The organism is Marinobacter persicus (assembly GCF_002934325.1).
GTDB lineage: Bacteria > Pseudomonadota > Gammaproteobacteria > Pseudomonadales > Oleiphilaceae > Marinobacter > Marinobacter persicus_A.
On the sequence record NZ_PTIV01000001.1, the window covers coordinates 51,252 to 72,700 of the forward strand.

General features: G+C 55.6%; 21 protein-coding genes and 1 tRNA gene. 11 read left to right on the forward strand and 11 right to left on the reverse strand.

What is annotated here, in order from left to right:
• Nucleotides 1-22: 22 nt before the first annotated feature.
• Nucleotides 23-616, reverse strand: a complete 594-nt coding sequence (hisB, locus tag BY454_RS00285) for an imidazoleglycerol-phosphate dehydratase HisB (protein WP_104414631.1) — start codon at nt 614-616, stop codon at nt 23-25.
• A 114-nt stretch (nt 617-730) separates the two neighbouring features.
• On the opposite strand from hisB, the gene BY454_RS00290 reads away from it, so the two are divergent.
• The 7 genes from BY454_RS00290 to BY454_RS00320 all read left to right on the forward strand — a co-directional run bounded on the left by BY454_RS00290 (nt 731) and on the right by BY454_RS00320 (nt 7,844).
• The gene (locus BY454_RS00290) at nt 731-2,893 is read left to right on the forward strand and encodes an AsmA family protein (protein WP_104414632.1); all 2,163 of its coding nucleotides are present in this window, start codon (nt 731-733) and stop codon (nt 2,891-2,893) included.
• Nucleotides 2,893-3,957, forward strand: a complete 1,065-nt coding sequence (gene mutY / locus BY454_RS00295; protein WP_104414633.1) for an A/G-specific adenine glycosylase — start codon at nt 2,893-2,895, stop codon at nt 3,955-3,957. The genes BY454_RS00290 and mutY overlap by 1 nt, the downstream gene beginning before the upstream one ends.
• A gap of 78 nt (nt 3,958-4,035) precedes the next feature.
• Nucleotides 4,036-4,308: an oxidative damage protection protein gene (locus BY454_RS00300; protein WP_104414634.1), complete on the forward strand. Its 273-nt coding sequence runs from the start codon at nt 4,036-4,038 to the stop codon at nt 4,306-4,308.
• Between the two features lie 132 nt (nt 4,309-4,440).
• Nucleotides 4,441-4,516 (forward strand) — tRNA-Phe (locus BY454_RS00305).
• A gap of 349 nt (nt 4,517-4,865) precedes the next feature.
• Nucleotides 4,866-5,819, forward strand: a complete 954-nt coding sequence (locus BY454_RS00310) for an ABC-three component system protein (protein ID WP_104414635.1) — start codon at nt 4,866-4,868, stop codon at nt 5,817-5,819.
• Nucleotides 5,813-6,061, forward strand: a complete 249-nt coding sequence (locus tag BY454_RS17125) for an ABC-three component system middle component 8 (RefSeq protein WP_104414636.1) — start codon at nt 5,813-5,815, stop codon at nt 6,059-6,061. Before BY454_RS00310 ends, BY454_RS17125 begins: the two co-directional genes overlap by 7 nt.
• A complete protein-coding gene (locus BY454_RS00320) occupies nt 6,048-7,844 on the forward strand; it encodes a DUF2326 domain-containing protein (protein ID WP_104425533.1) in 1,797 nt (598 codons plus the stop codon). Before BY454_RS17125 ends, BY454_RS00320 begins: the two co-directional genes overlap by 14 nt.
• 598 nt (nt 7,845-8,442) lie before the next feature.
• Here BY454_RS00320 and BY454_RS00325 read toward each other — a convergent pair.
• The 3 genes from BY454_RS00325 to BY454_RS00335 form a co-directional block, all read right to left on the reverse strand.
• A complete protein-coding gene (locus BY454_RS00325; RefSeq protein WP_146082673.1) occupies nt 8,443-9,381 on the reverse strand; it encodes a hypothetical protein in 939 nt (312 codons plus the stop codon).
• Nucleotides 9,382-9,559: 178 nt separating this feature from the next.
• Entirely contained in the window at nt 9,560-10,042 is a 483-nt protein-coding gene (locus tag BY454_RS00330) for a GGDEF domain-containing protein (protein WP_104414639.1), read from the reverse strand.
• Nucleotides 10,043-10,259: 217 nt separating this feature from the next.
• A complete protein-coding gene (locus tag BY454_RS00335) occupies nt 10,260-11,006 on the reverse strand; it encodes a ParA family protein (RefSeq protein ID WP_104414640.1) in 747 nt (248 codons plus the stop codon).
• Between the two features lie 113 nt (nt 11,007-11,119).
• Here BY454_RS00335 and rhtB point away from each other — a divergent pair, with 113 nt between their 5' ends.
• Nucleotides 11,120-11,740: a homoserine/homoserine lactone efflux protein gene (gene rhtB / locus BY454_RS00340; protein ID WP_104414641.1), complete on the forward strand. Its 621-nt coding sequence runs from the start codon at nt 11,120-11,122 to the stop codon at nt 11,738-11,740.
• 12 nt (nt 11,741-11,752) lie between these two features.
• On the opposite strand, the gene BY454_RS00345 is transcribed toward rhtB, so the two are convergent.
• Nucleotides 11,753-12,604, reverse strand: coding sequence for an Nmad3 family putative nucleotide modification protein (locus BY454_RS00345; protein WP_104414642.1), 852 nt, complete (start codon nt 12,602-12,604; stop codon nt 11,753-11,755).
• Between the two features lie 340 nt (nt 12,605-12,944).
• Between BY454_RS00345 and BY454_RS00350 the strand changes: the two genes are divergently transcribed.
• Nucleotides 12,945-13,151 (forward strand): cold-shock protein, encoded by a 207-nt coding sequence (locus tag BY454_RS00350; RefSeq protein WP_091705561.1) that lies wholly within the window; start codon nt 12,945-12,947, stop codon nt 13,149-13,151.
• A gap of 75 nt (nt 13,152-13,226) precedes the next feature.
• Here the strand turns inward: BY454_RS00350 and BY454_RS00355 are convergent, their stop codons facing one another.
• From BY454_RS00355 to BY454_RS00380, 6 genes are all read right to left on the reverse strand, one after another.
• Nucleotides 13,227-14,432: a multidrug effflux MFS transporter gene (locus BY454_RS00355; RefSeq protein WP_104414643.1), complete on the reverse strand. Its 1,206-nt coding sequence runs from the start codon at nt 14,430-14,432 to the stop codon at nt 13,227-13,229.
• A gap of 113 nt (nt 14,433-14,545) precedes the next feature.
• Nucleotides 14,546-14,983, reverse strand: a complete 438-nt coding sequence (locus BY454_RS00360; protein WP_104414644.1) for a DUF4124 domain-containing protein — start codon at nt 14,981-14,983, stop codon at nt 14,546-14,548.
• Nucleotides 14,984-15,276: 293 nt separating this feature from the next.
• On the reverse strand, nt 15,277-16,485 hold the full coding sequence (gene glcF, locus BY454_RS00365; RefSeq protein ID WP_104414645.1) for a glycolate oxidase subunit GlcF: 1,209 nt from the start codon (nt 16,483-16,485) through the stop codon (nt 15,277-15,279).
• A gap of 2 nt (nt 16,486-16,487) precedes the next feature.
• Entirely contained in the window at nt 16,488-17,552 is a 1,065-nt protein-coding gene (gene glcE / locus BY454_RS00370; protein ID WP_104414646.1) for a glycolate oxidase subunit GlcE, read from the reverse strand.
• Nucleotides 17,545-19,014: an FAD-linked oxidase C-terminal domain-containing protein gene (locus BY454_RS00375; RefSeq protein WP_104414647.1), complete on the reverse strand. Its 1,470-nt coding sequence runs from the start codon at nt 19,012-19,014 to the stop codon at nt 17,545-17,547. Before BY454_RS00375 ends, glcE begins: the two co-directional genes overlap by 8 nt.
• A gap of 14 nt (nt 19,015-19,028) precedes the next feature.
• Nucleotides 19,029-19,454, reverse strand: a complete 426-nt coding sequence (locus BY454_RS00380) for a GlcG/HbpS family heme-binding protein (RefSeq protein WP_104414648.1) — start codon at nt 19,452-19,454, stop codon at nt 19,029-19,031.
• Between the two features lie 220 nt (nt 19,455-19,674).
• On the opposite strand from BY454_RS00380, the gene BY454_RS00385 reads away from it, so the two are divergent.
• A complete protein-coding gene (locus BY454_RS00385; protein WP_104414649.1) occupies nt 19,675-20,433 on the forward strand; it encodes an FCD domain-containing protein in 759 nt (252 codons plus the stop codon).
• 190 nt (nt 20,434-20,623) lie between these two features.
• The gene (locus tag BY454_RS00390; RefSeq protein WP_104414650.1) at nt 20,624-21,394 is read left to right on the forward strand and encodes an ABC transporter ATP-binding protein; all 771 of its coding nucleotides are present in this window, start codon (nt 20,624-20,626) and stop codon (nt 21,392-21,394) included.
• The last annotated feature ends 55 nt before the right edge of the window (nt 21,395-21,449 follow it).

Here is a 21,449-nt window from a genome sequence, read left to right on the forward strand (position 1 = left end):
ATCTGTTCCTTTCGGTGACCGGTTACAGGGCGCCCTTGGTGGAAGGCGTAATGCCAGCCATGCGCTCGTCCATTTCAACCGCCACACGCAGGGCGCGGCCGAAGGCCTTGAACACGGTTTCGATCTGGTGGTGGGTGTTCTTGCCCTTCAGGTTGTCGATGTGCAGGGTCACCATGGAGTGGTTCACAAAGCCGTGGAAGAACTCTTCGAACAGGTCCACGTCGAACCCACCCACGGTGGCGCGGGTGTAGGGTACGTCCATCTGCAGGCCGGGGCGGCCGGAGAGGTCGATCACCACGCGCGACAGGGCTTCGTCCAGGGGCACGTAGGCGTGGCCGTAGCGGCGAATGCCTTTCTTGTCACCCACCGCCTGTTTGAACGCCTGGCCCAGGGTAATACCGATGTCTTCCACGGTGTGGTGGTCATCGATGTGCAGGTCGCCCTTACAATTAATAGACAGATCCACCAGGCCATGGCGGGCAATCTGGTCCATCATGTGTTCAAGGAAGGGCACGCCGGTGTCGAAACTGGACTTGCCGGTGCCGTCGAGGTTGATCTCAACGGTGATCTGGGTTTCGAGGGTATTGCGCTCTACCCGTGCCTTACGTTCGGCCATGGAGACTCCGTATGAAAACTGGCTTGATAGCATAAAGTTTGTCACCGATTATACCTGTTAACAGCGGCCGAGTCTCACAACCGGTTTAATGATCTGATTAAAGGAATGCCTATCATGAAAGCTATTCGCTACGCCTTCTATGCCCTAGTGGCGCTGATCGCGCTGGCAGTCCTGGCCATTGGTATCGCGGTGGCCGTAATCAACCCCAATGACTACAAGCCACAGATCGAAGCTGCGGTGGAAAAACAGACCAACCTGGACCTCATCCTGGAGGGCGAAATTGGCTGGTCGTTTATCCCACTCGGCCTGGAACTGAATCAGGTTGAGGCTAACCTGGATGGCGAACGGCTGGTTGCCCTGGAGCAGCTGGTGGCACAAATCGATTTCTGGTCACTGATTTCCATGTCGCCGCAGGTGAACACCTTCCTGCTCAGCGGCCTGGACGCACAGCTGCAAGTGAATGAGCAAGGCGTGGGCAACTGGACCCGGATCATGCGAGAGGAAGCCTCTCAGGATCAGGGCAGCGAGACCGCGCAAACCGATACGGCGCCAACAGCCGATGAAGTGGGCAGCCGTGAGCCGCTGAACTTCAATGTTGAAAGCGTGGAAATCAGCAACGCCAATGTGCACTACAGCGACCAGACCACGGGCCAGTCGGTCGCGCTGCAGGATCTCAATGTAACCGCCAGCAACATCACCCTCGGCTCCGCATTTCCCCTGGAAATCAGTTTCCGGGTGGAAACTGCCCAGCCGCAGTTTGCGGTGGATGGCAGCATCAGTGCGCAGTTTCAGGCCAATGAAGCATTGAACCAGTTTGCAGTCTCCGGCCTTGAGGCGGTCTTCGATATGACCGGCGAGCCCTTTGGCGGCAAATCCGTGACCGCTGAGATGGGCGGCTCGCTTACCGCGAACTTGGAAACCGAAACCGCCTCGCTGAGCGACTTCACTGCCAGCCTGGCCAACCTGAGACTGGGCACCGACCTGGACATCCAGGGCTTTGGTAATCAGGCCAAACTGGCCGGCCGGGTAGACATCGCCGAGTTCTCGCTTAAGCAGTTACTGAGCAATCTGGGCCAGCCGGCCATCGAAACCGATGACCCGGACGTGCTCAAGCGCGTCGCCTTCACCACCAAGATTGGCGGCGAACCTGGCACCGCCGCACTTTCCGACTTGACCATCACCCTGGATGACACCACCTTCACCGGTGGAGGCAGCTACAACCTTGGCACTGGCGGCATTGTGTTTGACCTCAACGGCGACAAGCTGAACGCCGATCGCTACCTACCGCCGGCCAGTGAAGACGATTCATCCAGCGCCGGTGGCAGCGGCGAAACCACTGAAACCGCCAGCGCCGGCCAGCCGGAATCCGACCTGTTGCCACTGGAGACCCTGCGTTCTCTGTTGATGGATGTGGATTTCGGTCTTGGCGAGCTGATCGTCAGCAACCTGACCATCAAGGAGATTACCGCCAGCACCACGGCCGAAAACGGCGTGCTTAAGGTCGACGAATTCAGCGGCAAGCTTTATGACGGTGGCTTTGATGCCAATGTCACCCTGGATGCCCGTAGCGACAACCCCAAATGGCGCATACGTTCCGATGTCACCAGTGTGCAGACCCTGCCGCTGCTGACCGACCTGGCGGAAGTGGAAATGCTGTCCGGCGCCGCCAACCTGGATGCGACCATCGACACCACCGGCAACCGGGTATCGACGCTGCGGGAAAACGCCCGGGGCAAAATCACCTTCAACCTGGCGGAGGGGCAGTTCCGCAACATGAACCTGACCCGCATGGCCTGCCAGGGCATTGCCATGGTCAATCAGGACCAACTGACCACCACGGACTGGGGCACCCACACGCCGTTTAACGACATGCGCGGCACCCTGACCATCAACGGCAATACCCTGACCAACAACGACCTGGTTGCCGCCCTGGCCGGCATGCGCCTGGAGGGCAACGGCACGGTGGACCTGCAGCAAACCGAGCTGGATTACGAAGTGGGCCTGCGCATTGTTGGGGAAATTCACCGCGACAACGCCTGCCGCGTGACCGAATACGTGGAAAACGTGGTGATTCCGGTAGAATGCCGCGGCAACTTCTCTGAAGCGCCAGGCAAGCTCTGCTCCTTCGATGGTTCACGCTTCCGCGACACCCTCAAGGACATTGCCGCCAACGCCGCCCGCGCGAAGGCCAAAAAAGAAGTGGACGAAGCCAAACAGAAAGCCGAAGAGAAAGTGCAGGAAAAAATTGGCGAGAAACTCAAAGGCCTGTTCAACTGATGACAGACAGCTTTTCCCAGCGACTATTAAGCTGGTACGACCGCCACGGCAGGCATGACCTGCCGTGGCATCACAACCGCAACGCCTACCGGGTATGGGTTTCGGAAATCATGCTGCAGCAAACGCAGGTGACCACCGTGATTCCCTATTTTGAGGCGTTCATGGAGCGCTTCCCCACCGTGCAGGACCTGGCCCGCGCGCCTGTGGACGACGTACTCAGCCACTGGTCCGGCTTGGGCTACTACGCCCGCGCCCGCAACCTGCACAAGGCCGCGCAACAAGTGGTCAACGACTTTGACGGCGAATTCCCGGCTGACCCGCAAACCCTGGAATCCCTGACCGGTATTGGACGCTCCACCGCCGCAGCTATAGTCGCCCAGGCCTACGGTATTCGAGCGGCCATTCTCGATGGCAACGTCAAACGCGTTCTGGCCCGCTACCACGCCGTGCCCGGCTGGCCGGGCAAAACCGCCGTGCTGAAAACCCTCTGGGAACACGCCGAGGCGCACACGCCCAGCGAGCGCATCACCGATTACACCCAGGCCATCATGGACCTGGGCGCCATGGTGTGCACCCGCACCAAACCGGATTGCCAGGCCTGCCCGGTGAATGCCGACTGCCAGGCTTTCGCTCACAGCGAGACCCACCTGTACCCAGGATCAAAGCCCAAGAAAGCCAAACCGGAAAAAACCACCTGGATGGTCATCGTCGAAGACAGCGAGGGCAGAATCCTGCTGGAACGCCGGCCACCCAGCGGCATCTGGGGCGGACTTTGGAGCCTGCCGGAACTGGACCCGGCCTATGGTGCCGAAGAGCTGCAACAGGCCTGCGAACAGGAGTTGAGCCTAACCTGCTCCGAGCCAGAGCTGATCGGCGGCTTCCGCCACACCTTCAGCCACTACCACCTGCATATCCAGCCAGCCAGGCTAACCGTCAGCGACAACAATACTGTGGCCGATAGTGACCGATGGCAGTGGCTGCACCGGGACCAGGCCCTGAATCTGGGACTACCTGCACCCATCCGCACCCTCCTCACCGAACCCGAACAGGCCGCCCTGCTCTAAAAGGCTCTAGCGAGCACAAGCCAGGGCCGGCGACCGTCTGTTATCATCCGGCAAGATTCAAACCACACAGGAGCCACCATGAGCCGCACCGTATTCTGCCGCAAATACCAGAAAGAAATGGAAGGCCTGGACTTCCCTCCCATGCCCGGCGCCAAGGGCCAGGACATTTACGACAACGTCTCCAAACAGGCCTGGGAAGAGTGGCAGAACCAGCAGACCATGCTGATCAACGAAAAACACCTGAACCTGATGGAGCCCAACACCCGCAAATACCTGCAGGCCCAGATGGAACACTTCTTCAACAACGAACCCTTCGACCAGGCCGAAGGCTACGTGCCGCCGGAGAAGTAACAGCCCCACCGGCTGGGATTGATCAAGGGTTGAGCAACCCTGAAATCTCTCTGATTTTTTTGCTCAACGGCCTTGACTCAAAAACCCTAAACCGGTTTAATAGCGCCCCGTTGCACAGCAGTAGCGCAACATGCCCGGATAGCTCAGTCGGTAGAGCAGGGGATTGAAAATCCCCGTGTCGGTGGTTCGATTCCGCCTCCGGGCACCAAGATTCAATAACTTAGCCCGCCTTGTGCGGGCTTTGTTGTTTCTGGGATTCGAACTTGTAAGCAATATGTAAGCAGATTCATTAATCGGACAGTGAAGCCGCTAACAGATTCCTCTCTCGTGCGGCTGGCTTCGGCCCGGACGAGATCCAGGGCACAACTCTGATCTGACCAACAGCACATCGGAGTTAAGCCGAAAGCTCTCGATTCACTTCAGTCGAACGCACCTTACGATTGAGGGCCTACCAAGTCTTAATTCAGACGATTCAAAATTGCGAATAGTGAACGTAAGGTATACGTTTACCACCAAGCATACCGGCAGAGAAGCAATCCGAAAGGCACGGACGTAAAATGGCGAAATATGCATACTCTGATCTTAGTGATGGCCAATTTGAAGAGCTGGTTCTTGCCATCTGTCAGCGTTTATTCGGGTTAGCAACACAAGGATTTGCAAAGGGCCCCGACGGTGGGCGTGACGCAAAATTCGTCGGCACTGCCGAGATGTATCCGAGCAAAACCACGCCGTGGCAAGGAACCACTATAATCCAAGCAAAGCATACTATTGGGTTAAATAAAAGCTTTACCGAGAGCGATTTTTTTAGCACAAACAATGAAAATTGCATTATTCAAAAAGAAATCCCCAGAATCCAAAACTTAATCTCAAAAGGCGATTTAGATAATTATCTTTTGATTGCCAACAGACGTCTGACAGGAAATGGCGAGAACGAGATCGTTTCCTATATATCCAACGTCTGCAATCTACCACAGCCCCAGATAAAAATATGTAGCGTAGAGCAGCTTGAGTCATGGCTGAAGTTTTTTCGAGAAATCCCCGACCAGCTTGATCTTGACCCCATTGACGCACCACTCCTAGTCTCTCCAGATGACCTCGCCGAGGTGATTCAAGCATTAGATGGACAAAAATCAAACTTTAAAACAGTTGATGACACCCCTCCTACCCCTCGGGTCGAATATAAAACAAAAAATAAAATCAATAACTTTACTACTGAGGGGGCTCGATACTGGCGCAGTCGGTTTTTAAAGGAAACGCCCAAAATTGAATCTTTCCTTGCCGCACCACAAAACTCAAGATTTGTACAAATGTATGAATCAACAGTTGATGAGTTTCAATGCAACATCATTGCAAAAAAGAAGGACCATCAGAATTTTGATGAAGTATTGAATCACATTTTTCGAGCGCTAGTGGAACGCGACCCAGATCTTAGAAGGCACAGAACCTTGACGAGGGCTATGCTATTTTACATGTATTGGAATTGCGACATCGGTGAGGATGAAGAATGTTGAGGCCAACCAAATATTCGCACCCAGATAGCACGGTCATAAGCGTATCATTGCTATTATTAAGAGCGCTGAAGGACAGCCGGATTATCGAATACCCTGAGCTTTTAAAACTGACGAAAAGCCGCATCTCAGGCGGAGAGAATCTTTATATTCCGGCGCTCAGCTTTCTTTTTATAATGGGTAAAGTTCGTTACCACAAAAACACTGATTCTTTTGAATATATAGACCACAATGAAGCTAACTAAAGTTTACAGCAATAAAAACGAGACTTTCGCCCCCATCTTTCTTGAAGATGGCTTAAACGCTGTAATAGCCGAGATAAGAAGGCCGGAGAACAAAGAAAAAGACACACATAATCTCGGAAAGACCACACTAGCAAAATTATTGGATTTCCTCCTGCTTGCTCAGCGCAGCAACAAACAGTTTTTGTTCAAACATTTATCGTTGTTCGAAAGCTTTGTCTTCTTCTTAGAAATTCAGATCACCTCAGACAAATTTATAACAGTTCGACGCTCGGTAGCGAAGCCAAGCAAAATATCCTTTAAATATCATAACGAAAAGCACAAAGACTTTACCCAACTTGACGATCCTCAATGGGATCATGCAGATGTTACGTTCGATAGAGCAAGAAATATTTTAAACAGCGCTCTAGATCTTCGTGACCTGTCACCGTGGGGCTACAGACAGATCACCGGATATCTACTTAGGGCCCAGAATGATTATACAGATGTTTTTCAACTCCAAAAATTCAGAGGCAAGCATGAAACCTGGAAGCCATTTCTCGCCCATATCTTAGGCTTTGAATCTTCATTCATCAGTGAACAATATGAAACCGAAAAAAGAGTCGATGATTCAGAGAAATCTCTTGAAACCGTTAAGACCGAACTGGGCGGATTAAATCTAGATTCCGGAAAGATCGAGGGCCTATTACAGCTGAAGCTGCGTGAATCTGAAAAGAAAGAATCACTGTTGTCACAGTTTGATTTTCGTGAAGAAGATGCAAAGCTAGCCGAAGTCACGATTTCAGATTGCGACCGAGAACTAGCAGACTTAACCACCAGAAGATACTACTTGAATCAATCGAAATCTAAGATAGAGGAATCTATAAAAGATAACTCTATACTTTTCGATACCGAACAAGCAAGGAAATTGTTTGAAGAAGCTGGTGTCTTCTTTAAAGATCAGATAAAGAAGGACTTTGATCAGCTGATTGAGTTTAACAAATCCATTACTGAAGAAAGAAGATCGTACCTCGAAGAAGATCTTAAAGAAATAAATGATGAGCTTGATGTGATAAAGGCTCAAATAGATAACTTTGCCGCTGAACGGTCTAAAAACCTAAAGTTTATTAAGGAAGTCGATGTATTTGAAAAGTACAAGTCGATTTCTAAAGATTTGGTCAGAATTAAGGCTGACATTGAAACCTTAGAAAGGCAGAGAGATAATCTTAAACGGCTACAAGAGCTAAGGAGTGAGCTCCGGAACATCAAAAGCCACTTATCCGAAGTTCAAGAAGAAATTGAGAATAACGTTGACACTATAAACAGTGCCCCCAATAGCCGATTTTCGAAGGTCAGAGAGCACTTCAGCGATATCGTTGAAAAGGTTTTATCGAGAAAAGCCTTATTGAGCGTATCAGTGAATCAGCAAGGACACATTGAGTTTTTAGCAGAAATCCTTGATGACGATGGCAACTCAACGAGCGCAGATCTCGGACACACATACAAAAAGTTATTGTGCGTTGCATTCGACCTATCTATTCTTCGAGTTCATTTAGGGGGCAAGTTCCCGCGCTGGCTTTATCACGACGGTATATTCGAATCTTTAGACAATCGAAAAAAGGAGAATCTCCTAGAGGTTATCCAAGAATACACAGGGCTCGGGATACAAATGATTGTAACTGCTATTGATTCAGATCTTCCAAAAAGAAATGCGCAAAACTCTCCTGTCTTTGAGGACACACAAATTGTACTGAGGCTTCATGATGAAGATAGTTCTGGTAGGCTCTTCAGGATGGCCAGCTGGTAGCAAAACTGTGGAAACGGTTATACCAGAAACCATTTAGTATCTTTACGGGTCCTTCCCACCCGGAATTCATCACTGCGGGGATCGTTGAGCGCGGTTCGGGGTTGTTTTCAAAATCTCCAAGGCGCCACAACTTCAGGGATAAACCACCGGTATAGTTCGGTTCCCATGTTCGGCACCCCTAAAAGTGGGTACGCCGAACAAACATTGCGAGACACCGAACCACAGAACCGAACAAAAATAAGCAACCGTTCCGCATCCCCTAGGGCACAAGCAAGGGATTCCGGTTGTTCGCTTTTTTGAACTATCAGGGCAAACTGTTCTGAACTTTGGGGCGGGAGAAAAAGCTTGTTCAGTGGGGTTTCCGAACAATCCGAGTGGAGTTTTTAACCCCATACCGGATCTTTCAGGTGGGTTCTCACGGCTTTGCCGACCTTGCTCACGGTGATTAAATCCTGAACCTGAAAATGCTTTCTGTCCTCAGATACCCGGGCTGGGTTTATCCCTTGCTCATTACACCGCTAAACCAACGTTTTATTGTCCATTACTTAAGTTGAACCGGCCGCACATTGTTGGCCTTCTCTAAAACCATTGCAGGCTCTCAAAATTTCCTATCGGGTATCTGCCCTCTATGGATGCGATACATAACGCCAAAGCACTTATCACAGAAACACTGGGTGGCATTCTTAAGTATCTCGTGATCACATTTTCTACAATAGAAAAGGTACTCACCTTTCTCATTGCGATACATGCCACTAGCAGATGAGGTGTCGCGAGCAGACGACCGCAATATCGATTTTTGACGAACATTTAAACCGCTTTGACGGTTTTTCATCAGGCTTTTGGATTCAACGAAACGCCCCTGCGACATACGCTTCTTTAGATAATGGACCATTCTCGGGTGGTAAACCCACGCCTTGCCGCCACGATCCTTTGAAAGAGCCTCAGAAAGCATATCCTTCAACGGTATTTCTGAATGCTGAAAGCCCCTCCTCGCATATGAAAGATCAATAGAAATCACGACCAGTTTTTTCTCGTTATAGTGCCAACCCGAGAAATCACCAACATCCTTTTTCTCTGGATGAATTAGCTTGACTCCAACTGGCACCCCCAAATATTCACCAACTACATCAAAGTGTTCGCCAGAAATGCTCCGATCCACGGCGATTTCCTCCAGGTGAACCGTACACGCTTCAGTGCAAACAAAATCGGGTTTGTACCCCTCCCAGGGAAGATGTCGGGGATACGTATAGGCAGGCATAGCAATATCAAACCTGGACGAATCCCGGAAGATCTGACGAGTCATTGCCGCAATAGAGACCCAGTAGGAGAACGTACACTCCTCATAAACCTTTTTATCTTGGCCTCTGGTATTATGGGCAAAATGATCTACACGACCTACCTGACAATGTCGCGCCACAAGTGGGAGGTCGCAAGCCGGACATTTGCAGCCGCATTTCTTTCCGCTTGGCACTTCTCTCACATCAACATAGCGCCCAGACTCGATGTGATACCCAAACGGGATTTTGGTATCAGTCACCCCGACCTCCATTTCGACCAACCACGTTTAGATAGCTAATCGAAACACAGAGTAAGTGTCAACGAAGTGTCCACGTAATTGCGGTTTTATGTGGTCTTGAGTGGCGGGTAATATTCGTAACTGATTGATTGCGCAGGAGCCTGGTTTTGTTTCTAAGCCAACAACATCTACTCTACCCTCACCCCTCCGGCGCCAAACAATAACCATCCTTCAGGTTTTCCTTCACCTCATACATCGCCATATCCGCCCGATGAACTACATTGGCGGGCATCACACCCGGGAATAGGAACAGGCAAATGCCGACGCTGGCCCGCAATAGCAGTTCTGAAGGCACACCCGCCAATGGCCCTCGCAGGGCCTTCAGTAACTTTTCAGCCAGATGACACGCGTCTGCCTTGCCTTCTAACCCGAACGCGAGCACAAAAAATTCGTCGCCGCCCAGGCGGGCAACGGTATCGCTCTTTCTCACTGTTTCGGATAGCCGCTCACCCACCTCGATCAATACCCGGTCACCGGTCTTATGGCTAAACCGTTCATTAATGGCTTTGAAACCATCCAGGTCAATGAAGAAACCGGCGCGACACTCGTTGTTCCTCGCACCCAGCCGTATGGCCTGCCGGAGGCGGTCATACAGCAATTCACGATTTGGGAGACCGATCAGGGATCATTTAGCGAGCGCTTGAGGTGGTACTCGCGATCATCTTCCAACTAACATTCACAAATAAACAACAGGCGGCGCTGGCGCTCAAGCAGGTAAGCCGTGGTGCCACCAACCAGGTTAGAGGAGATCATGTACCACATCCTGGCCGAGCAGAATACGGCCCGAGTACACCATCAGCACGACTAGTGGCCCGCAGGCTATCCAACGGGCCTGACGTTCACCAAAGGTCTTTTTTAATCGCCGACCAGAGTTCCCGGTACGCCTCGGCAGCCGGGCTTCGGGCATCCAGTTTTTCCAGGGGCAAACCTTCTTCACCCATACGCTCCACCACACTGGCATAGGGTACCGCCACGTCCGTGTAGTTCTTCAATCGTTCAGGGGCTTGCTGCACCAGGGACTGGTGCAGGTTCTTGCGCCGGTCCACCATGGAGAAAAACGGGCGCAGTTTCTTGGCGCCCAGTTTCTTGTCCTTGGCGAAATCATACAGTTGCTGCCAGCTGTTCATGGACAGCCAGGTCGGCACCAGCGGCACATACACTTCGTCGGCCACATCCAGCACCTGTTCGGTCAGGCGCGAGAGCGTGGGCGGGCAGTCCAAAATCACCAGGCTGGTTTCCTCGGACAACGGCGCCAGCATTTTCTTCAGCTGGTTGCCGTCGCCCTCTTCCTGCTCCAGCTTGATATCAAAATTGCGGAAGCTGCTGTGGGCGGGAATAAAGTCCAGGCCGGGGTAAATATCGTCATGGACAAACTTGGCCATGGGGGATTTGCCTTCCAGCAGCTTGGACAGCTTACGGCCTTTCACCGGCTCGGCACCGGACAGATAGAAGCTGGAGGCACCTTGCGGATCCAGATCCCACAGCAAAGTGCGGCAAATGTCCTGGCTGGCCAGATAGGCGATATTCACCGCTGCGGCCGTTTTGCCAACACCACCCTTTGGGCTGTAAAACGCGATAATCCTCATTGCTGCCCTGCTCCTGCATTGAATTCGGTAGAATAAACGGTACAGGATAACAGTTACGGCTGTTTGACTTGTGACGCTTTTATGACAGGGGGATTTATGAAAGGAGACTGGCGATGACACTCACCGTTTGGCTGACCTTCCTGGTCGCCGCCATATTCATCAGCCTATCGCCCGGGGCCGGCGCCGTGAACTCCATGAGCAGCGGCCTGCGTTACGGTGTGCGTAAATCCCTGCCCACCATTGCCGGACAGCAGTTTGGCTATGGCGCGCAGATCGTGCTGGTCGGCGCCGGTCTGGGGGCCATTGTGGCCTCTTCAACCACGGCCCTGATGGTGATCAAGTGGGTCGGCGTGGCCTACCTGATCTGGCTGGGCATCCAGAAATGGCGCGAGCCACCGGTGGAAGCCAGTGGGGGCGATCTGGACGGCTTCAGCAAACGCCAGCAATTCTGGAACGGTACACTGGTCAACCTGACCAATCCCAAGGCCACCGTTTTCCTGATCGCCCTGTTCCCACAATTTCTGGAGGCTAACGCGCCCCATGGTCAGCAACTGGTTACCATGGGCGCCACGCTGGTTGTGGTGGATATTCTGGTCATGGTGGGCTATGCCTTGCTGGCCAGCCAGCTGTTCCGGTTCATGACTACCCCCACCCGCCAGCGTCAGATGAACCGCGTGTTTGGCGGGCTGTTTGTGACCGCAGCCCTGGCACTGGCCAGCTTTAAGCGGGCGTAACCCTCATCGGATTCAGCCCAGCAGCCCCGGCGTTGCCAACCACTGCGCAACGCCCGGGTATTGCTGGAGATCCAGCACAAATTCCTGCCCCCGGGCCGCGCATTGCAGGCGGCACCAGTCCGCATTTTCCCCGCGCCACCGCTCCGGTTTGTGATGATAGCTCAGGGGAGTCTTGCCCGGTCCCGGCATGAAGGCGGCGGGCAGACGCCAGTCGGTAACGCCCCGGGCATCCGGGGCGGTCAACCTGTGAGGCTCCGCCATTGCGGCCACCACTCCGGCGCCCGGCAAAGATGTCTGCATTCCCGGCACGGCCAGATGCTCCCCCGCCACATACAGACTGTTATGTGTAGATCGCTGGCCAAACAGGTGTGGGTGATAAGCCGCCCATTCCGGTATGTTCACTGACGATGACAACGGCCAGACTTCCGCCACCTGCAACCAGCCCCAGATGGCGTGGAAGGCCCGGGCACCGGGTACAAAACGCCAGCGCCCACGGTGCCGCTCAGCCGGCCGGAACAAGGCAAAAAACACAAACAGATCGCCCTCGCCCACGCCATGATTCGCCAGATGCGCCTGGGCCGCGCCATGCTGCCCCAGCAAAGGCCGCCAGCCCGGCTGTCGTTCGAAAGCCTCCGGCAGCAGGTCCGGGTCCAGGTGCGCGCCCTTTCGAGAGAAGGCTCGGTTACCCGTCAGTTGTGACACCAGGGGGCCAAGGGAGCGGCCATCATGCTGAATCTGGCTGTAGCGGATGGGCGATTGCGCATCAGGAATCGGCAGGGCCAGGAAACTGCCGTCCGGGAAGACCGGATTCGGGCAGCCGCCGGCCGACGTATCGAAACCTTTCCGGCTAAGTATCAGCTTCATGGGCGTCTCAGAGTTATTGGGGTTGGGGGTCTTTCAGGCAGCGTCCGAAAGAACGACAAGTGGATTGTAACGAAGCCGACCAGCCACGGTCATTGCACGTGAGACACAGCCCGGATGTTTCTACCTATGAAAAAAACCTTTGCATTCTCCGTGAACAGGCGTACAGTCAACGGCGTTGGAAAGATTTAGCAAGCAGTCAACGATAAGACGTATCCCTGTCGTAAGAAGTGTACCGTCCTGTTTTTGATCAAGCCGTTTTTTGTTTCCCGCCTATCGCTGACCCCGCATCCATTTGATGTCTGGCAGCACACTAAAAGATTGAATTCAGGAAAAGATTACTATGTCTACAGTTACCGGTACCGTTAAGTTCTTCAACGAAGCTAAAGGCTTTGGCTTCATTACTCGCGAAGGCGGTGCGGACGTTTTTGTTCACTACAGCGCTATTCAAGGTGGTGGCTTCAAAACTCTGGCCGAAGGCCAGGAAGTCAACTTCACCGTGACTGACGGCCAGAAAGGCCCTCAGGCAGAGAACGTTGTTGCCCTGTAAATAACAGGCACATACAACGTTAAGAAAAGGCAGCTTCGGCTGCCTTTTTTGCGTTTGTAAGGGCAAAAACAAGGCTCAGGTATCGGCCTCGGTTAACCTGGCTTTTTCCCGCCACACCGCTTTCGGTGCGCCCAGAGCGAGCAAGGCTGCTCCTGCCGAACAGGCCAACATGCTGGCGACAATAGGTAGCAGGCTATCGCCCGCGAACGCGGAAGACAACGCACTGATCACGCCCGCCAATGTGAACTGAGAAGCCCCCAACAGAGCCGCTGCCGTGCCACCCAGGTGCGGAAAGAAATCCAGGGCGTTGGCCAGGTTGTTGGGCACAATCCCACCCTGAAAACCAATCGACGTAATGATCAGGGCCGCCACCGCCCAGAGCGGTCCATCCAGCGCGACCACCGTCACCAGCCCGATCAGCGCCAGGCATTGGAGCAATACCTGCACCCGCAGCAACACCACCGAGGAAAACCGGCGCAGCAGGGGGCGGTTGATCAGGTTCAGGGTTGCCATAAACGCAATGTTGGCGGCAAACAGCATGGAAAAGGTGCTGCTGGAAAGCTCGAAGTGCTCCTGGTAAATAAACGAGGAGTGGGTAATGAACAGCAACATGGCGCTGAAACACAGCACCTGGATGCCGATAAAACGCATGGTGGTTGTATGACGCAGCACCAACACGTAATTGGTGACCAGCGTACTGACCGGCGTGGTCACCGGTGGCCGGGGCGTCAGTTTCGGGAAGAGGGCCAGCTGCAGCACCATGGCCAGGAACACGGCGTACGCCGCCAGCACCACAAAAATCCAGTGCCAGTCGCCCAGCGCCAGCATGAACGAACCCAGGGTAGGCGCGGCCGCAGGCGCGATAAACATGATCAGGCCAATCAGGCCAAACAACCGAGCCGCATCCTGCCCGCTCACTTGGTCCCGAACAATGGCCGGTACCGAGACGGCACAAAACGCGCCACCAACGCCCTGGATCACCCGCCAGACAGACATTTCCATCAGAGAACCGGCCTGGGCCACCATCACACCGGCGCCCGAGAAGATCGCCAGCCCGCCCAGCAGGATCATTCGCCGGCCATAGCGGTCCGACAGCGGGCCACCCACCAGCTGCGCCAAACCAAGGGTTGCGACATAAGCGCTGAGCGTAAGACCTACATCGGAATGAGGAATACCAAAGCCATCAGCAATGTCGGGAAACGCGGGCAGATAAGCGTCCAGGGCCAGGGGGCCCAAGGCGACGGTCATACCCAACAACAACGCTAACTTAAAATGGGACAAGCTCTACCTCCTGTTCACAAGGTAGATAGCTAACAATAATTATTATCAAAGAACAATGAGCGGTTTCCGAAGTTAGCGCACGAATTCTTTATCAGACCGGGGCCAGGCGCTGTCTACCCAAGCACACATTGGCGGCTGTATTGTTGGCTGAGTTCCCGACGCTGTGCCCGAAGACGGTTACCCCGCTCGCTGCCGTAGCCCGCTCTCAACTGCGCCTGGATACGGTCCAACCTCTTCTGGATATTGTTGCAGCGGGCCGTTTTCACTTCTTCCTCGGCGCGGCTAGCGGATGCGTCCTCAGTCGAATCAGACTCCAGCAGGCGACCTACGGCCTTTCGGCTACGGTGCACGTTATCGGCCTGCCGGACATTCTCACGCATGGGCACGGTCACCGTCTCTTTCAGTTTCAGGGAGCGGTGCTCCGCGTGTTTCGGCGGCTCATCGGAGAAATGCACGGCGCCATTGGCGTCGGTCCATCGGTAGATTTCAGCATACGCGTGAGGGGAAAGCCCTGCGCAAACCAGCAGGGCCAGGGCCGTGATCCTTGGCATGATGTTCACTTCCTGTGTTGTTTAATAGTTTGTACTAGTCCGACCGTCAGTTCGCGGGGGAGGTCTTTCCAAAACACGCTGTGAATACGTCCCTGTAACGCTCGAGCTCCGCCCTTCAACGCTTATTGCTCCTGCGTCGCGCTGAAGGTCCAGGGCAGGCCATCCTTGGCCAGCCCGTGAAGAGCTTACCGCTCTTCACCCATGGCTCCGCACGGTTTTGGAAAGACCTCCCCAGCAAACCGACTACTATCTGCAACCCTAGACTGAACAGATCGGCGAGCGCAATACAGCGCCTACCGATCCAGCAATTCAATCCAATGCTGCACCGGCACCTTGGCTTTGCTTTCCAGGTGCAGCTGGCAACCGATATTGGCGGTAACAATCCTCACCGGGTCTTCCACCGTCAACGCCTTCAGCTTGTTATCCAGCAACTTCTGACTCATTTCCGGCTGGGTGATGGAATAGGTACCGGCGGAACCGCAACACAAATGCTTGTCGCGGGTTTGCGCCAGGGGCACGCCGGCCCGGGTCAGTACCTGTTCCACTACGCCGTTTTGTTTCATCGCGTGCTGCAGGGTACACGGGCAGTGGAAGGCCACCTTGCCACCCTCGGCACTGGCTTTCAGGGGTTCCAGGTCTTCTTTCAGCAGGAACTCGCCCAGGTCCACGCACAGCTCGCTGACCCGCGCTGCCTTGCTGGCATAGACGGGATCATGGCGAAGCAGGTGGCCGTATTCCTGCACCATGGCGCCACAGCCGGAGGCGGTCATGACGATGGCTTCGGCCCCGGCTTCAATGGCCGGCCACCAGGCATCGATGTTCCGGCGCATTTCCTGCAGGCCGCGCTCATGCTCGGACAGATGATAGTTCACCGCACCGCAACAACCAGCCTCCGGCGCTTCCACCAGGGTGATACCCAACTTGTCCAGCACCCGAGCTGCCGCCGCGTTGGTGTTGGGGGCGGCTGCAGGCTGCACGCAACCGGCCAGGGCCAACACAATGCGGTTGTGGCTGGCCGCCGGCCAGGGGCTGGCCTTGCGTTTGGGTGGCACTTTGGCCCGCAGCGCTTGCGGTAATACCGGGCGGAAGGCCTGGCCCACTCGCAAACCCAGGCCAAACAGGCGGCGGTTGGGCAGCAGCCGGGTCAGACCCCAGCGCAGCCACTTTTCCCTTGGGGAACGAGGCAGTTCTTCCTCAATCAGGCCACGGCTGATGTCCACCAGCCGACCGTACTTCACGCCGGAGGGGCAGGTGGTCTCGCAGGCGCGACATGTCAGGCAGCGGTCCAGGTGTTCCCGGGTTTTCTCGGTAACCTCGCCCCCTTCCAGGAACATTTTCATCAGGTAGATCCGGCCCCGGGGGCCATCCCGCTCGTCGTTCAGTTCCTGATAAGTCGGGCAGGTGGCGGTGCAGAAGCCGCAGTGCACACAGGCCCGAAGGATTTCCTCGGCTTCCTGCCCCTCGGGGGTGTTGGCAAATTGTTGAACCAGATTCGTTTGCATGATTACAACCAGCTGTAGAGGCGGCCCGGGTTAAACAGGCCGTCGGGATCGAACGATTGCTTGATACGGCGCTGGATGGCTTTCAGCGCCTCGGGCTGGGAGTGCATCACCTCACCGGTGCGGTCTCCGCCACGGAACAGGCTGACCTGTCCGCCGGCCTCAGCTGCCACGGGCTCCAGGTCACTCAGGGTCGCCGGGCCCCGGTACCAGCGCTGGGCGCCGGCCCAGTCCACCAGCCAGGGGCCATCCAGGCTCGGCATGACGGCGGAGGACTTCACGGAGAAACGCCAGAGCGGGTCGTCACCGGCGAAGAACTCGTGCTGCATGTCCTGAATCTGCTGCCAAAGCCCATTGCCGCCTTCGAACACTTCACCCTCCCACTGCTCAGCGGTGGCCTCCACCGCCGACCGGGCACCAGCCAGACGCAGGTAGACCTTGCCATCGAGCCAGCAGGCACCGGTTATCGGCTTGGGCTCGCCAGTACGGCGGTTCATGTAATCAATGGCGCTATCCAGAGGCATTTCCTGGACCAGGGTGGCGGTGGTCGCCGGCTTGGGCATGACTTTCAGGCTGATTTCGGTCATCACGCCGAGTGTGCCCATGGCGCCGGCCTGCAGGCGGGAAACGTCATAACCCGCCACGTTTTTCATTACCTGCCCGCCAAAGCGCAGGTGTTCGCCCTGGCCATTGAGCAGGCGAAGCCCCAGCACCTGGTCCCGCACCGATCCGGCCCAGGGCCTTGCGGGGCCAGAGAGGTTGCAGGCCAGCGTACCGCCGATGGTAGCTCCATCGCCCAACCGGGGCGGCTCGAAATGCAGGCACTGGCCTTCTTCGGCCAGTACCGCTTCAATCTCGCTCAATGTTGTGCCGGCGCGAACCGTCAGCACCAGCTCCACGGGGTGATATTCCACCACGCCCGAATGCTCGGCCAGGCTGAGAGTGGCCGAATCCGTGTCGGTTTTTCGCCCCATGAACGACTTTGTGCCACCGCCAACAATGTTGAGGGTTTGCCCGTTTTTGCGGGCCTGGAGCACCTGCTCCTGCAGGGATTGAATCTGATCAGCCATGCTCGGCCCCCGCCTCGTGCTTGTGTTGTTTATGCTCAATGGAGCGGTATTCCTGGCAGAATTTCAAAGTGGGTACGCCCTTGCCCGGATTCAGAATGCCCTTGGGGTCGAAGGCGGCTTTCACGCTGTGGAACTGCGCCAGTTCCTGATCGTCGAACTGTACGGCCATCTGCCGGATTTTCTCCACTCCCACGCCGTGCTCGCCGGTGATGCAGCCGCCCACTTCCACACACAACTCCAGAATCCGCGAACCAAAGGCCTCGGCGGTCTCGAATTCGCCGGGGATGTTGGCATCAAACAGAATCAACGGGTGCAGGTTGCCATCGCCGGCATGGAAGACATTGGCCACACGCAGGCCAAACTCTTCGGACATTTTTTCCATCTCAAGCAGCACATGAGCCAGATGGCGCCGGGGGATGGTGCCATCCATGCAGTAATAATCCGGGGAGATGCGACCCACCGCCGGGAATGCCGACTTCCGCCCCTTCCACAACAGTGCCCGTTCCTCCTCGCTGGTGGAGGTGCGAATGGAGGTGGCGCCAAGTTTGCGGAACACCGACTCGGCCTCGGCGATGTGTTCGTCCACTTCCTCTTCAGTGCCATCCACCTCGCACAGCAGCAGGGCCTTGGCGTCCCGTGGATAACCGGCCTGGCAGAAATCGTCTGCGGCGATAATCGCATGGCCGTCCATCATTTCCAGGCCACCCGGGATGATGCCGTGGGAAATCACGGCGCCAACCGCGTCACCGGCTTTTTCAATGCTGTCGAACCCGGCCATGATCACCCGCGCCACTTCGGGTTTGGGCAAGAGTTTCACGGTAACTTCGGTCACCACGCCCAGCAGCCCTTCTGAGCCAGTGACGAGCGCCAGCAGATCCATGCCGCAGGCATCCAGCCCATCGCTGCCAACGGTGACTCGTTCGCCCTCGACGGTAATCATTTCCACTTTCAACAGGTTATGGACTGTCAGCCCGTATTTCAGGCAATGCACGCCGCCAGAGTTTTCGGCCACGTTACCGCCGATGGTGCAGGCAATCTGGGAGGACGGATCAGGCCCGTAATAAAGGCCGTATTGCGCTGCCTCTTCACTGATGGCCAGGTTGCGCACGCCCGGCTGCAACCGGGCCGTGCGGGCCACCGGGTCAATATCCAGAATGCGATTGAACTTGGCCAGCGACAGCACCACGCCCTCTTTATGGGGCATGGCACCGGCACACAGGCCCGTGCCCGCACCCCGGGCCACGACCGGCACGCCCTTTTCATGGCAGATGCGCATCACCCGCTGCACCTGCTCCACGGTTTCCGGCAGCACCACCAGCATCGGCATCTCCCGATACATGGCCAGGCCATCGCACTCGTAGGGCTTGAGGGTTTCCTCGTCACTGATGACGAACTGTGGGTCGATAAACGACCGGAATTCGTCCGCCAGCTGTTGTTTGCTGGGTCTGGATTCGCTTGTCATGGCTCTCTCGGGTGTTATTGGCGTTTGCCTAGAAAATAGTCGATTCCGGCCTGGGCGCAATCCATATCCTGCTGGGGTGTGCCGGAACTCAGGCCAATAGCGCCCACCACTTCGCCGTCAACGATGACCGGCAGGCCACCACCGACGGAGCTGAGGCGCCCGCCCACTTCGGTGTTGATGCCAAAGGCCAGGTTACCGGGCACATTTGCGGCGTTGTATTCGTGGGTGGCTTTTCTGGCGGCACCCGCGGTGAAGGCCTTGTCCTGGGCGATGATCACACTGGTGGTCTTGCCGCCGTCCATCCGCTCAAAGGCGATCAGGTTGCCGGATTCATCAGTCACTGCGATGCACATGGGCACACCGATTTCCCGGGCCTTTTCCGAAGCACCGGCGATCAGGGTCCGCGCGTCGTCCAGAGACAGTCGTTTTATGGTTAGCATGGTCGGCACCTATTTTGTTGTTGGAGGGTTACCGCGATATACCTTCGATGGTCTTTGGATTCGCCTCAAAGGTCCATAGGTTTCGCAACTGGTCCGACCAGTTTATTTGATGCCAGCTCGGCGGGCAGCGCTAAACTGCCGCGCTCACGGCAATTTGCCCGGCCTATGGGCCATCGTCTAAACTACCGGAAAACACAACAACTGGTCAGACCAGCAGGCAATGGGCATATCCAGAGACATCTCCTACCGGCTTGAACACCTGATTCTCGAAGGCGGACTGGCCCCGGGCCAGAAAATGCCCTCGGAACGGCAGCTCTCCGCGCGGCTGCAGGTTTCGCGCTCCGTGGTCCGGGAAGCGCTGCATGAACTCCAGGCCCGCGGTGTGATTGAAACCCGCCACGGTAAAGGCTCCTTTGTTGCCAGCATTGTTCCGGATGCCGACAACCGGCACTCCGACAGCCCGCTGATGTACCTGTACCAGGGCCACTCCCGCACACTGTTCGATTTGCTCGAAGTACGCGAGCAGCTCGAGGGGCAAGCCGCCTTCCTGGCAGCCCAACGGGCAACGAATCTTGACCGTCATCGGCTGACCCAGGCCTTCCAGGCTCTGGAGAGCACCGACCCGCTGCGCAATGCGCGGCTGGACCACGGCTTTCACCAGGCCATTGTTGAGGCTTCCCACAACCCGGTGCTGGTGCATGTACTGAGCGGCCTGAAGAACATGATGCTGCTGACGGTTCAGGCCTCGGTGTCGAACCTCAATCCCCGGGAAGAGATGCGCAGCCGGATCACAAAGCACCATAAGCAGCTGTACGACGCGATTATGGCTGCCAAACCCGAGCAGGCTCGCAAGGTTGCCACCAACCATGTGCGCTTTGTCAGGCAGACGCTCCTGGAAATGGAGAAACAGGGTGAACAACTGCTGCGCGTGCCGGCTCCGGAGGAACTGGAAGACCTGCTCACCCATGATACGCCGTAGGGCCGAGCCATCGGAGGCCGCTAAAAAAGCGGCCGATACGCAGCCAGATCAATGAAGAGACGCTTGCATTGATCAACAATTAAGCGAGAATGGCGTTCAAACGTCCGTTTCGAATAAGACAATTTGCTATTGATTTCCGGGCCCACAGTCCGTAAAACAAGCGCCTTTAAAACAGCCTCAGGAGCCGACCATGGCGGAACCCGCGCCTCTTATCTGCAGGGACATTCACAAAACCTTCGACAAGCACGAAGTCCTGAAAGGAATTTCCCTGGAAACCCAAAAGGGCGATGTGGTCTCACTGATTGGCAGTTCCGGCTCCGGAAAAAGCACCTTCCTGCGCTGCATCAACCTGCTGGAAACACCCACTTCCGGCAACATTATTGTGCACGGTGACCCGATCCGGTTCACCGAAAACCGCAAGGGCCACCGCATCCCGGCCGACAACAAGCAGGTGGAACAGATTCGGGCCCGGCTTTCCATGGTCTTCCAGGGTTTCAATCTGTGGTCCCACATGACCGTTCTGGAAAACATCATCGAGGCACCGGTACATGTACTGAAAGTCCCCAAAAAAGAAGCCATCGAGCGGGCCGAAGCGTACCTGCACAAGGTCGGCATTTACGAACGCAAGGATTACTACCCGGCCCAGATGTCCGGCGGCCAGCAGCAGCGGGCGGCCATTGCACGAGCCCTGGCCATGGAGCCGGAAGTGATGCTGTTTGACGAGCCCACCTCGGCGCTGGACCCGGAGCTGGTGGGCGAAGTATTGAAGGTGATGCAGAGTCTGGCCGAGGAAGGCCGAACCATGATCGTGGTCACCCACGAGATGGCCTTTGCAAGGGATGTGTCCAGTCAGGTCCTGTTCTTGCATCAGGGCGTGATTGAAGAGCAAGGCACGCCGGAGAAAGTGTTTGATCACCCGGACTCCGAGCGTATGAAACAGTTTCTTGCTCCCAAGTTCTAAGCCCGGTGCTATCCTGCACAGGGACTGGAACACGAAACTTCCATAAAGAATAAAG

Excerpts from the sequence above, each read along its gene's own strand:
- hisB (WP_104414631.1), bottom strand. The coding sequence starts at position 616 with ATGGCCGAACGTAAGGCACGGGTAGAGCGCAATACCCTCGAAACCCAG.
- BY454_RS00290 (WP_104414632.1), top strand. The coding sequence starts at position 731 with ATGAAAGCTATTCGCTACGCCTTCTATGCCCTAGTGGCGCTGATCGCG.
- mutY (WP_104414633.1), top strand. The coding sequence starts at position 2,893 with ATGACAGACAGCTTTTCCCAGCGACTATTAAGCTGGTACGACCGCCAC.
- BY454_RS00300 (WP_104414634.1), top strand. The coding sequence starts at position 4,036 with ATGAGCCGCACCGTATTCTGCCGCAAATACCAGAAAGAAATGGAAGGC.
- BY454_RS00310 (WP_104414635.1), top strand. The coding sequence starts at position 4,866 with ATGGCGAAATATGCATACTCTGATCTTAGTGATGGCCAATTTGAAGAG.
- BY454_RS17125 (WP_104414636.1), top strand. The coding sequence starts at position 5,813 with ATGTTGAGGCCAACCAAATATTCGCACCCAGATAGCACGGTCATAAGC.
- BY454_RS00320 (WP_104425533.1), top strand. The coding sequence starts at position 6,048 with ATGAAGCTAACTAAAGTTTACAGCAATAAAAACGAGACTTTCGCCCCC.
- BY454_RS00335 (WP_104414640.1), bottom strand. The coding sequence starts at position 11,006 with ATGAGGATTATCGCGTTTTACAGCCCAAAGGGTGGTGTTGGCAAAACG.
- rhtB (WP_104414641.1), top strand. The coding sequence starts at position 11,120 with ATGACACTCACCGTTTGGCTGACCTTCCTGGTCGCCGCCATATTCATC.
- BY454_RS00345 (WP_104414642.1), bottom strand. The coding sequence starts at position 12,604 with ATGAAGCTGATACTTAGCCGGAAAGGTTTCGATACGTCGGCCGGCGGC.
- BY454_RS00350 (WP_091705561.1), top strand. The coding sequence starts at position 12,945 with ATGTCTACAGTTACCGGTACCGTTAAGTTCTTCAACGAAGCTAAAGGC.
- BY454_RS00360 (WP_104414644.1), bottom strand. The coding sequence starts at position 14,983 with ATGCCAAGGATCACGGCCCTGGCCCTGCTGGTTTGCGCAGGGCTTTCC.
- glcF (WP_104414645.1), bottom strand. The coding sequence starts at position 16,485 with ATGCAAACGAATCTGGTTCAACAATTTGCCAACACCCCCGAGGGGCAG.
- glcE (WP_104414646.1), bottom strand. The coding sequence starts at position 17,552 with ATGGCTGATCAGATTCAATCCCTGCAGGAGCAGGTGCTCCAGGCCCGC.
- BY454_RS00375 (WP_104414647.1), bottom strand. The coding sequence starts at position 19,014 with ATGACAAGCGAATCCAGACCCAGCAAACAACAGCTGGCGGACGAATTC.
- BY454_RS00380 (WP_104414648.1), bottom strand. The coding sequence starts at position 19,454 with ATGCTAACCATAAAACGACTGTCTCTGGACGACGCGCGGACCCTGATC.
- BY454_RS00385 (WP_104414649.1), top strand. The coding sequence starts at position 19,675 with ATGGGCATATCCAGAGACATCTCCTACCGGCTTGAACACCTGATTCTC.
- BY454_RS00390 (WP_104414650.1), top strand. The coding sequence starts at position 20,624 with ATGGCGGAACCCGCGCCTCTTATCTGCAGGGACATTCACAAAACCTTC.